The organism is Pseudomonas sp. UME65, from assembly GCF_014170225.1.
Classification (GTDB): domain Bacteria; phylum Pseudomonadota; class Gammaproteobacteria; order Pseudomonadales; family Pseudomonadaceae; genus Aquipseudomonas; species Aquipseudomonas protegens.
Genome location: NZ_LZZQ01000011.1, coordinates 181,956 through 193,955, shown reverse-complemented (window position 1 = coordinate 193,955; position 12,000 = coordinate 181,956). Strand labels below are relative to the sequence as shown.

At 64.4% G+C, this 12,000-nt stretch carries 10 protein-coding genes; 7 read left to right on the top strand and 3 right to left on the bottom strand.

Features of this window, described 5'->3' with window-relative positions; all coding sequences use genetic code 11:
- Nucleotides 1-37: 37 nt before the first annotated feature.
- Nucleotides 38-778, bottom strand: coding sequence for a two-component system response regulator OmpR (gene ompR / locus A9971_RS11910; protein ID WP_011058656.1), 741 nt, complete (start codon nucleotides 776-778; stop codon nucleotides 38-40).
- A gap of 359 nt (nucleotides 779-1,137) precedes the next feature.
- On the opposite strand from ompR, the gene A9971_RS11905 reads away from it, so the two are divergent.
- The 7 genes from A9971_RS11905 (at nucleotide 1,138) to tauD (ending at nucleotide 9,542) form a co-directional block, all read left to right on the top strand.
- A complete protein-coding gene (locus tag A9971_RS11905; RefSeq protein ID WP_183000636.1) occupies nucleotides 1,138-3,462 on the top strand; it encodes a Tex family protein in 2,325 nt (774 codons plus the stop codon).
- Nucleotides 3,462-3,845, top strand: a complete 384-nt coding sequence (locus tag A9971_RS11900) for a PaaI family thioesterase (RefSeq protein WP_093407253.1) — start codon at nucleotides 3,462-3,464, stop codon at nucleotides 3,843-3,845. The genes A9971_RS11905 and A9971_RS11900 overlap by 1 nt, the downstream gene beginning before the upstream one ends.
- 215 nt (nucleotides 3,846-4,060) lie before the next feature.
- Nucleotides 4,061-5,644: a glutamate--cysteine ligase gene (gshA, locus tag A9971_RS11895; protein ID WP_026020196.1), complete on the top strand. Its 1,584-nt coding sequence runs from the start codon at nucleotides 4,061-4,063 to the stop codon at nucleotides 5,642-5,644.
- Nucleotides 5,645-5,813: 169 nt separating this feature from the next.
- Complete coding sequence (tauA, locus tag A9971_RS11890; protein ID WP_011058652.1) at nucleotides 5,814-6,791, top strand: taurine ABC transporter substrate-binding protein; 978 nt, start codon at nucleotides 5,814-5,816, stop codon at nucleotides 6,789-6,791.
- A gap of 27 nt (nucleotides 6,792-6,818) precedes the next feature.
- Nucleotides 6,819-7,613 (top strand): taurine ABC transporter ATP-binding subunit, encoded by a 795-nt coding sequence (gene tauB, locus A9971_RS11885; protein WP_011058651.1) that lies wholly within the window; start codon nucleotides 6,819-6,821, stop codon nucleotides 7,611-7,613.
- Nucleotides 7,610-8,449, top strand: coding sequence for a taurine ABC transporter permease TauC (gene tauC / locus A9971_RS11880; RefSeq protein ID WP_053148493.1), 840 nt, complete (start codon nucleotides 7,610-7,612; stop codon nucleotides 8,447-8,449). Before tauB ends, tauC begins: the two co-directional genes overlap by 4 nt.
- A gap of 253 nt (nucleotides 8,450-8,702) precedes the next feature.
- On the top strand, nucleotides 8,703-9,542 hold the full coding sequence (gene tauD, locus A9971_RS11875; protein WP_041751907.1) for a taurine dioxygenase: 840 nt from the start codon (nucleotides 8,703-8,705) through the stop codon (nucleotides 9,540-9,542).
- 57 nt (nucleotides 9,543-9,599) lie between these two features.
- Here the strand turns inward: tauD and lpdA are convergent, their stop codons facing one another.
- Nucleotides 9,600-11,054, bottom strand: coding sequence for a dihydrolipoyl dehydrogenase (lpdA, locus tag A9971_RS11870; RefSeq protein ID WP_183000635.1), 1,455 nt, complete (start codon nucleotides 11,052-11,054; stop codon nucleotides 9,600-9,602).
- Entirely contained in the window at nucleotides 11,051-11,812 is a 762-nt protein-coding gene (locus A9971_RS11865; RefSeq protein ID WP_169892889.1) for an alpha/beta hydrolase, read from the bottom strand. The genes lpdA and A9971_RS11865 overlap by 4 nt, the downstream gene beginning before the upstream one ends.
- Nucleotides 11,813-12,000 lie beyond the last annotated feature (188 nt).

Genomic DNA, 12,000 nt, shown 5'->3' with positions numbered 1-12,000 from the left:
GTTACCGGCCCGGGCGTTGGCTCCTACAAATCAATGATCACTTGGTCGCGGTGCCATCCGGCACAAAGACATAACCCACGCCCCAGACGGTCTGGATGTAGCGCGGCTTGGAAGGATCGGGCTCGATCATCCGACGCAGGCGGGAGATCTGCACGTCAATGGAACGCTCCAGGGCGTCCCATTCGCGACCACGGGCCAGGTTCATCAACTTGTCCCGGGTCAGCGGCTGGCGGGCGTTCATCACCAGCGCCTTGAGCACCGCGAATTCACCGGTGGTGAGCATGTGCACTTCATTGCCGCGCTTGAGCTCGCGGGTGGCCAGGGACAACTCGTAGTCGCCGAAGGTCACGCTTTCGTCTTCGCTGCCCGGCGCACCCGGCACCGGGGCGGACTGGCGACGCAATACGGCCTTGACCCGCGCCATCAGCTCGTCGGGGTTGAACGGCTTGGCCAGGTAATCGTCGGCGCCCAGTTCCAGGCCCTTGATGCGGCTCAGCTCGTCGCCCTTGGCGGTGAGCATGATGATCGGAATCTGGTTGTTCGCGCTGCGCAGGCGGCGGCATGCGGTCAAGCCGTCTTCGCCGGGCAGCATCAGGTCGAGTACCACCAGGTTGAACACTTCGCGACCCAGCAGGCGGTCCATTTGCTCGGTGTTCGGTACTGCGCGGGCACGGTAGCCCTTGCTGACGAAGAAACGCTCCAGCAGGCTGCTCAGCCCCGGGTCGTCGTCAACAATAAGAATTTTTTCGCCTTCAGCAGTTTGTACAGTGCTGCTCATTGGATGCTCCTCTAATCTCGGTGCGCATTATGGCGTAGCTGCCGTTATACGCACCGAGTGCATTGTTAGCAGATTTTTCCTCTATCGCCAGCAAACCCGCTGTCGGCCTGAGGCTGGCGATCACCCCGCAACGGCTAACGCTGGGTATAATGCGCCGCCTTTTGTGTTGGGCAATATCTGATCAGTACGCCTGCGGCCGGTTTATTTTTTTACCCGGGCCGGCAGTATTTTTTCGATTTCACGGGTCAACAGGCAGCCTTTTGATCCAGGTGGCGGCGCGTGCCAGGCCGCTCAACCAGACTCGCCGGGCCTTATTTTCGTGCCCGCGGGCCTGCTTTCACAATTTGTCAGGTGGTTTTATGGACAGCATCAACAGCCGCATTGCCGAGGAACTCGGCGTACGCCCACAACAGGTCGAAGCGGCCGTCGCTCTATTGGATGAAGGCTCCACCGTGCCCTTCATCGCCCGCTACCGGAAAGAAGTCACCGGCAGCCTCGATGACACCCAGCTGCGTCATCTGGAAGAGCGCCTGCGCTACCTGCGAGAACTCGACGAACGGCGGATCAGCATCCTGGCCAGCATCGAAGAGCAAGGCAAGCTGACCCCGGAGCTGGCCCGCGACATCAAGCTGGCCGACACCAAGACCCGCCTCGAAGACCTTTACCTGCCTTATAAGCAGAAGCGCCGCACCAAGGGCCAGATCGCCCTGGAAGCCGGCCTCGGCGAACTGGCCGACGGCCTGTTCAACGACCCGAACCTGGCTCCGGAAACCGAAGCCGCACGCTTCGTCGACGCCGAAAAAGGCGTGGCCGACGTCAAGGCCGCCCTGGAAGGCGCCAAGTACATCCTGATGGAGCGCTTCGCCGAAGACGCCAGCCTGCTGGAAAAGCTGCGCAATTTCCTCAAGCAGGAAGCCACCATCAGCGCCCGCGTGATCGCCGGCAAGGAAGAGGAAGGCGCCAAGTTCCGCGACTACTTCGAACACGATGAACCACTCAAAAGCATGCCGTCGCACCGCGCCCTGGCAATTTTCCGTGGCCGCAACGAAGGCATTCTCAGCTCCGCGCTGAAAGTCGGTGACGAACTGCCGGGCACCATGCACCCGTGCGAAGGCATGATCGGCCAGCAATTCGGCATCCAGAACCAGAACCGCCCGGCCGACAAATGGCTCGGCGAAGTGGTGCGCTGGACCTGGAAGGTCAAGCTCTACACCCACCTGGAAACCGACCTGCTGGGCGAACTGCGCGATGGCGCGGAAACCGAGGCGATCAACGTCTTCGCCCACAACCTGCACGACCTGCTGCTGGCCGCTCCGGCCGGCCCGCGCGCCACCCTGGGCCTGGACCCGGGCCTGCGCACCGGCTGCAAGGTGGCGGTGGTGGATGCCACCGGCAAGCTGCTGGACCACGCCACCGTCTACCCCCATGTGCCGCACAACAAATGGGACCAGACCCTGGGCATTCTGGCTGCCCTGTGCGCCAAGCACTCGGTGGACCTGATCGCCATCGGCAACGGCACCGCCAGCCGGGAAACCGACAAGCTGGCGGCCGAGCTGATCAAGAAATACCCGGCCATGAAGATGACCAAGGTCATGGTCTCCGAAGCCGGTGCATCGGTGTACTCGGCCTCGGAGCTGGCGGCCAAGGAATTCCCGGACCTGGACGTATCGATCCGTGGCGCGGTGTCCATCGCCCGCCGCCTGCAGGATCCACTGGCCGAGCTGGTGAAGATCGACCCGAAATCCATCGGTGTCGGCCAGTACCAGCACGATGTCTCGCAACTGAAACTGGCCCGTGGCCTGGACGCGGTGGTGGAAGACTGCGTGAACGCCGTGGGCGTCGACGTCAACACCGCCTCCGTGGCCCTGCTGGCGCGGATCTCCGGCCTCAACGCGACCCTGGCGCAGAACATCGTCAGCCACCGCGACGAACACGGTGCCTTCAAGACCCGCGCCGCGCTGAAAAAAGTCGCCCGCCTGGGTGAAAAGACCTTCGAACAGGCCGCCGGCTTCCTGCGTGTGATGAACGGCGACAACCCGCTGGACGCTTCCGCAGTGCACCCGGAAGCCTACCCGCTGGTACAACGCATCGCTGCCGACACCGGCCGCGACATCCGCTCGCTGATCGGCGACAGCGGCTTCCTCAAGCGCCTGGACCCGAAAAAGTTCACCGACGAAACCTTCGGCCTGCCCACCGTCACCGACATCCTCCAGGAACTGGACAAGCCCGGCCGCGACCCGCGCCCCGAGTTCAAGACCGCCGAGTTCCAGGACGGTGTCGAAGACCTCAAGGACCTGCAACTGGGGATGATCCTCGAAGGCGTGGTGACCAACGTCACCAATTTCGGGGCCTTCGTCGACATCGGCGTGCACCAGGACGGCCTGGTGCACATTTCGGCGCTGTCGGAGAAGTTCATCAAGGACCCACGCGAAGCGGTGAAGGCCGGTGACGTGGTGAAAGTGAAGGTCATGGAAGTCGATATCCCGCGCAAACGCGTCGGCCTGTCGATGCGCATGGGCGACACCCCGGGCGAGAAGATCGACGGTGCCCGTGGCTCCCGCCCCGGCTCGGCGCCACGCTCCTCCCAGGGCAATGCACCGCGCAAGGAAACCACCGCGCCCGCCCCGAGCAACAACGCCATGGCCTCGCTGTTCGCCAACGCCAAGCAGTTGAAGAAACGCTGATGCAGATCCCTGCCGGCCTGACCGAAAGCGCCTTCAGCCAATTGCTCGGCTGCCGTCTGCAACGCCTGGAAACCGGCGAAGCGGACGTCACCCTGGAGCTGACCCCACAACTGCGCAATCGTGGGCAAAAGCTGCACGGCGGGGCGATCTTCAGCCTGGTGGACATTGCCATGGGGCTGGCCTGTTCCAGCACCCACGGCTTCGACCAGCAGAGCGCCACCATCGAGTGCAAGATCAACTACATCCGCGCCGTGGCCGAGGGCGAGGTGCTGTGCCGGGCCAAGGTGATCCACCCCGGCCGCCGCACCCTGGTGGTGGAAGCGGATGTGATCCAGGGCGACAAACTGGTCGCAAAAGCACAAGGCACCTTCGCCGTCCTATAGCTCCCTGTCATGTATTTGGGTTAATTTCGGCGCTGCAAAAGCGGCGTCGGAGTTTTCTGCCCGCGCTAAAGCCAGATTCAGGGATGAAGGATTGGCGTTTTCAGGCGAGTCGGCTTGACTCAAAAACCAGGCGAAAACGCCAGTTTTAACTTCACCCTTGTAGACCGTCCTGCCCACCCCCATATTGGGGCGACTGACGCGTGAAGGAATCCAACTTGAGCGAACTTCTCAACCGCCGCCTGGCTCTGCTCGGCGAGCGCGCTAACCTCTCTCTGCTCGAGCAGTGCCTGCACGGTATCGAACGTGAATGCCTGCGTGTCACCGGCGAAGGCCGCCTGGCACAGACCCCGCACCCGGAAGAACTGGGTTCCGCGCTGACCAACGAACAGATCACCACGGACTACTCCGAGTCGCTGCTGGAGTTCATCACCCCGGCCCTCAAGGACCCGGCGGACACCCTGGCCAGCCTCGACAAGATTCATCGCTTCGCCTACAGCAAGCTCGGCAACGAGTACCTGTGGAGTCCATCGATGCCGTGCCCGTTGCCGGCCGAGGAAGATATCCCCATCGCCTACTACGGCACCTCCAACATCGGTCAGCTCAAGTACGTGTACCGCAAGGGCCTGGCCCTGCGCTACGGCAAGACCATGCAGTGCATTGCCGGGATCCACTACAACTTTTCCCTGCCGGAACAGCTATGGCCGCTGCTCAAGCAGGCCGAGGGCTTTGTCGGCACCGACCGTGACTACCAGTCCTCGGCCTATATCGCGCTGATCCGCAATTTCCGTCGCTACAGCTGGCTGCTGATGTACCTGTTCGGTGCCTCGCCGGCCCTGGACGCGGGTTTCCTGCGCGGCCGCTCGCACCAGCTGGAACAGTTGGACGCCGAGACCCTGTACCTGCCCTACGCCACCAGCCTGCGCATGAGCGACCTGGGCTACCAGAGCAAGGCCCAGGCCGGCCTGACCCCTTGCTACAACGACCTGAACAGCTACACCGACAGCCTGCGCAAGGCCGTGGCCACGCCCTACGCGCCCTATGTGGAAGTCGGCACCCACAAGGATGGCGAATGGGTGCAACTGAACACCAACATCCTGCAGATCGAAAACGAGTACTACTCCAACATCCGCCCCAAGCGCGTGACCTACACCGGCGAGCGGCCGATCCAGGCGCTGATGGCCCGGGGTATCCAGTACGTCGAAGTACGCTGCCTGGACATCAACCCGTTCCTGCCACTGGGCATCGACATCCAGGAAGCCCGCTTCCTCGACGCCTTCCTGCTGTATTGCGCACTCAACGACAGCCCGCTGTTCGAGAACAACGAGTGCGGCAATGCCACCTCGAACTTCCTCGCCGTGGTCAAGGAAGGCCGGCGCCCGGGCCTGCAGCTGCAACGCCAGGGCCAGCCGGTGGAAATGAAGGAGTGGGCCGCCCAACTGCTGGAGCAGATCGCCCCTCTGGCCGCCCTGCTCGACCAGAGCCATGGCAGCGACGTGCACAGCAAGGCCCTGGACGCCCAATTGGCCAAGGTCAAGGATTCGTCCCTGACCCCTTCGGCCCAGGTGCTGGCGGCCATGAGCGAGCACAAGGAGAGCTTCACCCAGTTCTCCCTGCGCCAGAGCCAGGCCCATGCCGAGTACTTCCGCAGCCAGGCCCTGAGCAAGGAAGAGCAAGCCGCGTTCGAAGAAGCGGCGCGCAAATCCCTGGAACAGCAGACCGAGCTTGAACAGAACGAGGTGGGTGATTTCGACGTGTTCGTCGGTGCCTACCAGGCCAGCATCCTGGCCATCAGCAACTGACGCTTCGCCGGCCGGCTCCTACACTCCTCCCGTAGGAGCCAGCTTGCCGGCGAACAGCACGCTGCCTATTCCCCTCATAAGCTAATGCAAATAAGTTATTTATTTCTGCATTCTTAGATCATTTAGTCTCCTCCCACGCCGATCACCGGCCGCCTATGAGGAGCCTCCCATGAAACTGCATTTCCCCCTTCGCCTCCTGGCGGCCGCTTCCCTGGCCGCAGCGAGTTTCTTCGCCCAGGCGGCCGACGTCACCGTCGCCTACCAGACCACCGTCGACCCGGCCAAGGTCGCGCAAGCCGACGGCAGCTACGAAAAAGCCACCCAGGCCAAGATCAACTGGCGCAAATTCGATAACGGCGCCGACGTCATCGCCGCCATCGCTTCCGGCGATGTGCAGATCGGCTACCTGGGCTCCAGCCCGCTGACCGCCGCCATCACCCGCAAGGTGCCGGTGCAGACCTTCCTCATCGCCACCCAGATCGGCGCCGCCGAAGCCCTGGTGGCCCGGGACGGTTCCGGGATCAACAGCCCTCAGGATCTGGTAGGCAAGAAGGTCGCCGTGCCCTTCGTTTCCACCGGCCACTACAGCCTGCTGGCAGCCCTGAAGCACTGGAACATCGACCCCTCGAAAGTGCAGATCCTCAACCTCGCGCCACCGGCGATCATCGCCGCCTGGAAGCGCGGCGATATCGACGCCACCTACGTCTGGGACCCGGCCCTGGGCGTGGCCAAGGAAAACGGCAAGGTGCTGATCACCTCCGGTGAACTGGCCAAGTTCGGCGCGCCGACCTTCGATGCCTGGATCGTGCGCAAGGATTTTGCCGAGAAGCATCCGGAAATCGTCACGGCCTTCGCCAAGGTGACCCTGGATGCCTACGCCCAGTACCGCAAGGACCCGCAAGCCTGGCTGGCCAACCAGGGCAACGTCGACAAGCTGGTGAAGCTCTCCGGGGCCAAGGCCAGCGATATTCCGCTGCTGCTGCAGGGCAACGTCTACCCGCTGGCCGCCGACCAGGTGGTCAGCCTCGGTGCGCCGACCACCAAGGCCATCACCGACACCGCCGCGTTCCTCAAGGAGCAGGGCAAGGTGGAGGCAGTGCTGCCGGACTACGCCCCCTACGTCAGCGCCAAGTTCATCCCTGAATAACCCGCGTCAGGACAGGAGATAGCCGTCATGGCCTTGCTACAACTGGAGCGCATCAGCGCACAGTACCCCGGCGCCGCCGAACCGGTGCTGGCGGATATTTCCCTGACCCTGGGGCCACAGCAACTGTTGGTCGCCCTGGGCCCTTCCGGCAGCGGCAAGACCTCGCTGCTGAACCTGATTGCCGGCTTCGTCGAACCCAGCGCCGGGCGCATCCAGCTCGATGGCGTACCGGTGCAGGGCCCCAGCGCCGAACGCGGCGTGGTGTTCCAGGACGATGCCCTGCTGCCCTGGCAGGACGTGCTGGGCAACGTCGCCTTCGGCCTGGAGCTGGCCGGCGTGGCCCGCGACAAGCGCGAAGCCCGGGCTCGGGAAATGCTTGCCCTGGTGGACCTGGCCGGCTTCGACAAGCGCCGCATCTGGCAGCTCTCCGGTGGCCAGAAGCAGCGTGTGGGCCTGGCCCGCGCCCTGGCGGCCGACCCGCGGGTGCTGCTGATGGACGAACCTTTCGGTGCCCTGGATGCCTTCACTCGCGAGCAGATGCAGGAGCTGTTGCTGCAAGTCTGGCGGCGCACTGCCAAGCCGGTGTTCCTGATTACCCACGACATCGAGGAAGCGGTGTTCCTGGCCACCGACCTGATTCTCCTGGCGCCCAACCCGGGGCAGATCGTCGAACGCCTGAACCTGGACTTCGGCCAGCGCTACGCCGCCGGCGAGTCGGCGCGGGCGATCAAGTCCGACCCGCGGTTCATCGAAACCCGCGAACACGTGCTGGCCCGGGTGTTCTCCCAGCGCAGCGCCACCCAGCAGCAGGAGCGGCCATGAGCAGCTACGAGATTCCCGCCACCGCCACCGGCGAGGCCAACCCCAAAGCGCCACAAATCGCGCGCCGCAGCCTGAGCACCCGCTGGATCAGCGTGCTGACCCTGGTGGTCCTGCTGGCCTTGTGGTGGGCCGTCACCGCCACCGGCCTGATCGAGCCGCTGTTCCTGCCGCCCCCTTCTGCGGTGCTGCAAAAGGGCTGGTTGCTGGCCACCAGCGGCTACATGGATTCCACCCTATGGCAGCACCTGGCGGCGAGCCTGCAACGCATCGGCCTGGCCCTGGGCTTTGCCGTGCTGACGGCGATTCCGGTGGGCATCGCCATCGGCGCCAACCGCATCGCCCGTGGCGTGCTCGACCCTTTGATCGAGTTCTACCGGCCGATTCCGCCCCTGGCCTACCTGCCGCTGATCGTCATCTGGTGCGGCATTGGCGAGCTGTCCAAGGTGCTGCTGATCTACCTTGCGATCTTCGCCCCGATCGCCATCGCCACCGCCACCGGCGTGCGCACCGTGGACCCGGCGAAGCTGCGCGCCGCCCAGTCCCTGGGGGCTACCCGGGCCCAGCTGATTCGCCATGTGATCCTGCCCAGCGCCTTGCCGGACATCCTCACCGGCGTGCGCATCGGCCTGGGCGTGGGCTGGTCGACCCTGGTGGCGGCAGAGCTGATTGCCGCCACCAGCGGCCTGGGTTTCATGGTGCAGTCCGCCGCGCAATTCCTGGTCACCGATGTGGTGGTGCTGGGGATCCTGGTGATTGCCCTGATCGCCTTCGCCATGGAAATGGGCCTGCGCGCCCTGCAGCGCAAGCTGGTGCCCTGGCATGGCCAGAGCCACTGACTGGCGCCTGCCTTGCGTCGATTGCCCCGGTTGTCTGTAGCCGCTGCCGAGCCCCCGCGAGGCTGCGACCGAGCGCGCAGCGATCGACCAGGACGACCGCGCTGCAAGGGTTTGCGTCTGCTGCGCAGCCGTTCGCAGCCTCGCCAAGGCTCCGCAGCGGCTACAAGAGCCGTGCATGCCAGCGATTTCAAGATTGATGCAGATAAACCGAATCCGACCACGCCGACGTCCGGCGCCGTACAAGAGAACGACCATGAGCCTGACCATCACTCCTCTAAGCTCCGCCCTCGGCGCCCAGATCGGCGGCATCGATATCAGCCAGCCCTTGAGCATCGAACATCGTGACGCCATCGAGCAGGCGCTGCTCAAGCACCAGGTACTGTTCTTTCGCAACCAGCCGGTCACCCCGCAGCAGCAGGCGCGTTTCGCCGCCTGCTTCGGCGACCTGCACATCCACCCGATCTACCCCAATGTGCCGGAGCAGCCGGAGGTATTGATCCTCGATACCGCCGAGACCGACGTACGCGACAACGCCATCTGGCACACCGACGTAACCTTTCTGCCGACCCCGGCCCTGGGCGCGGTGCTCAGCGCCAAGCTGCTGCCGGAGTTCGGCGGCGATACCCTGTGGGCCAGCGGCATTGCCGCCTACGAGGCGCTGTCGGAGCCGATGAAGAATCTGCTGCAGGGCCTGACCGCGACCCACGACTTCACCAAGTCCTTCCCTCTGGAGCGCTTCGGCAACACCCCCGAGGACCTGGCGCGCTGGGAAGAAACCCGGCGCAAGAACCCGCCGCTGTCGCACCCGGTGATCCGCACGCACCCGGTGAGCGGGCGCAAGTCGCTGTTCGTCAACGACGGCTTCACCACCCGGATCAACGAGCTGTCGGAAAGCGAAAGCGCAGCCATCCTGCAACTGCTGTTCGCCCACGCCACCCGCCCGGAATTCACCATTCGCTGGCGCTGGCAGGAGAACGACATTGCCTTCTGGGACAACCGCGTGACCCAGCACTATGCGGTGGACGACTACCGTCCACAGCGCCGGGTGATGCAGCGCGCGACCATTCTTGGGGATGTGCCGTTCTTGCGCTGAAACGCGGGGATGCAGCAAACCCCGGCCGCGCTGCATGAGCGGGGCCGGGGCCACTGGCTATTTGACGCCGGCGGGGGCTTTCTTCTTGCGATTGCCGATATGGATCGCCTGGCCATTCACGGCCAGCGCGGCTTCATGCAGAGCTTCGGACAGGGTCGGATGGGAGAACACCATCATCCCCAGGTCCTCGGCGCTGGTGCCGAACTCCATGCCGATGGCCCCTTCCTGAACCAGCTCCGCCGCGCCCGGCCCGATCACATGCACGCCCAGCACGCGGTCGGTGCCTGCATCGGCAATCACCTTGACCAGCCCGGCGGTGTCGTTGGCCGCCATGGCCCGGCTGCTGGCAGCGAACGGGAAGGTGCCGATGTTCAACTCGACGCCCTCGGCCTTGAGGGCCTGCTCGGTCTGGCCGACCCAGGCGATTTCCGGGTGGGTGTAGATTACCGAGGGGATCAGGTCGTAATTCAACGGGTGCCGATGCCCGGCAATCCCCTCGGCCACCATCACCCCCTCTTCAGAAGCCTTGTGCGCCAGCATCGGGCCGCGTACCACGTCGCCAATGGCGAACACCCCGGGAACGCTGGTGCAGCACTGGCCATCGACGTGGATGAAACCGCGTTCGTCCAGGTGCACGCCGCTGTCGGCGGCCAGCAGATCGGTGGTCAGGGGGCGGCGACCGACGGCGACGATCAGCCGGTCGAACACCTGCTGCTTGTCCTCGCCGGCCTCACTGAGGCTGACCTTGACGCTGTCGCCCTGCACTTCGCAGGCCGTCACCCGGGCGCCCAGGCGGATATCCAGGCCCTGCTTGCCGAGGATCTTCTGCGCCTCCTTGGCGATCTGCGCATCCACCGCCAGGAGGAAGCTGTCGAGGGCTTCCAGCACTGTGACTTCAGCCCCCAGGCGTGCCCAGACCGACCCCAGTTCCAGGCCGATGACGCCGGCACCGATCACCCCGAGGCGCTTGGGCACCTGGGTGAATTCCAGGGCGCCGGTGGAGTCCACTATCACCTCGCCGGCCAGGGGCGCCGCGGGAATGTCGATCGGCCGCGAGCCGGGAGCCAGGATGATATTGCCGGCGCTGATGCGTTGCGTGCTGCCATCGGCGGCGGTGACTTCCACTTCCTTGTTGGCCAGCAGCTTGCCGTGACCTTCCAGCAGGGCCACGCCATTGGCCTTGAACAGCGAGGCAATGCCGCCGTTGAAATTGCGCACCACGTTGTCCTTGCGCGCCAGCATGGCCGGCACATCCATCTGCGGATTGCTGATGCCGATGCCGTGCACTTCGAAGCCGTTGCGCGCTTCGTAGTAGTGGTGGGAACTGTCCAGCAGTGCCTTGGAGGGAATGCAGCCAACGTTCAGGCACGTCCCGCCCAGGGCGGTCTTGCCATCCTTGCCCTTGTAGCGCTCGATGCAGACTGTCTTGAGCCCCAGTTGCGCGGCCCGGATGGCGGCGACATAGCCGCCGGGCCCCGCACCAATAACGATCACATCGTAACTTTCACTCATAGGTTGCCGTCCTTTGCACAGACAAACTCGACCACGGCCTCCATGGTCGCGCTGTCCTTGAGAATTTTCAGATGGCCCAACCCGCGAGTCTGCAAGACTCGCCGGTGTCGCAAGCCTTCGGCGAAGGATTGCAGGTCATCTGCCGGGACTTCCTGATCCTGCTGGTCATGCACCAGCAGCACCGGGACCTCCACCTGGCGCCCATAACGGCTGACCGCCAGGCTAGCCATGTCCTTCTGATAGCGTTGCTCAACCAGAAGTTGCATGCGTTGCCTGACGTCATCGTTGATCCACAAAAATGCGCCAAAGCGCCGGACCACGTTTTCGATATCGGCCGGCGCGGCCACCAGGACCGCCCGCTGGAAACCCTTGCCGACCGGAGTGCTCAAGGCATACCCGGCGGCAGCGCCGCCCAGGGAGTGACCAATCACGGTGTCGAAGGGCCCCAGTTGCTTTTGCACCTGGTCGAGCATGCTGACGAAGGTCGGCAGCGAGGCCTGCCGACCGCCGCTGCCGCCATGGCCGATGCAGTCGAAGGAGAGGACCTCGCAGCCCTCCTCCAGCAACAGCGGGATCAGGTACTGCCACTGGGTGCTGGCGCCACTCCAACCGTGCACCAGCACCACCCGGCGCCGGACCTGCGGTGGAGTCCAGCGAAAGCAGCGCAGGCGCCCCTGGTCGGTTTCCAGGTCCTGCACCGTGGCGCTGGGCAAGGTCTGCGGAAAATGCTGGCGCAGCCGTTGTGGCGTCGTGAACATCTTCAGCGCCCGTGCTGCAGCGCGCTGGGGAAAAAGCCGCGACTCAATCCAGAAGCTGCAGCGAAGCAGCCCCAGAACCCCGTTGTAAATGCCCTTGAAGAGCATCTTCCTGAAGCTGTTGCGCCGGCCCCTGGCAGGTGCCGGCCTTGGCTCTTGGGTCGCCATCTTCCTTCCTCATCGACTACAGA

What these genes read in the sequence shown, in the direction of transcription:
- A9971_RS11900 (WP_093407253.1), top strand. Translation starts at nt 3,462, where the DNA reads ATGCAGATCCCTGCCGGCCTGACCGAAAGCGCCTTCAGCCAATTGCTC.
- A9971_RS11865 (WP_169892889.1), bottom strand. Translation starts at nt 11,812, where the DNA reads ATGTTCACGACGCCACAACGGCTGCGCCAGCATTTTCCGCAGACCTTG.
- tauC (WP_053148493.1), top strand. Translation starts at nt 7,610, where the DNA reads ATGAGCAGCTACGAGATTCCCGCCACCGCCACCGGCGAGGCCAACCCC.
- tauB (WP_011058651.1), top strand. Translation starts at nt 6,819, where the DNA reads ATGGCCTTGCTACAACTGGAGCGCATCAGCGCACAGTACCCCGGCGCC.
- lpdA (WP_183000635.1), bottom strand. Translation starts at nt 11,054, where the DNA reads ATGAGTGAAAGTTACGATGTGATCGTTATTGGTGCGGGGCCCGGCGGC.
- ompR (WP_011058656.1), bottom strand. Translation starts at nt 778, where the DNA reads ATGAGCAGCACTGTACAAACTGCTGAAGGCGAAAAAATTCTTATTGTT.
- A9971_RS11905 (WP_183000636.1), top strand. Translation starts at nt 1,138, where the DNA reads ATGGACAGCATCAACAGCCGCATTGCCGAGGAACTCGGCGTACGCCCA.
- tauD (WP_041751907.1), top strand. Translation starts at nt 8,703, where the DNA reads ATGAGCCTGACCATCACTCCTCTAAGCTCCGCCCTCGGCGCCCAGATC.
- tauA (WP_011058652.1), top strand. Translation starts at nt 5,814, where the DNA reads ATGAAACTGCATTTCCCCCTTCGCCTCCTGGCGGCCGCTTCCCTGGCC.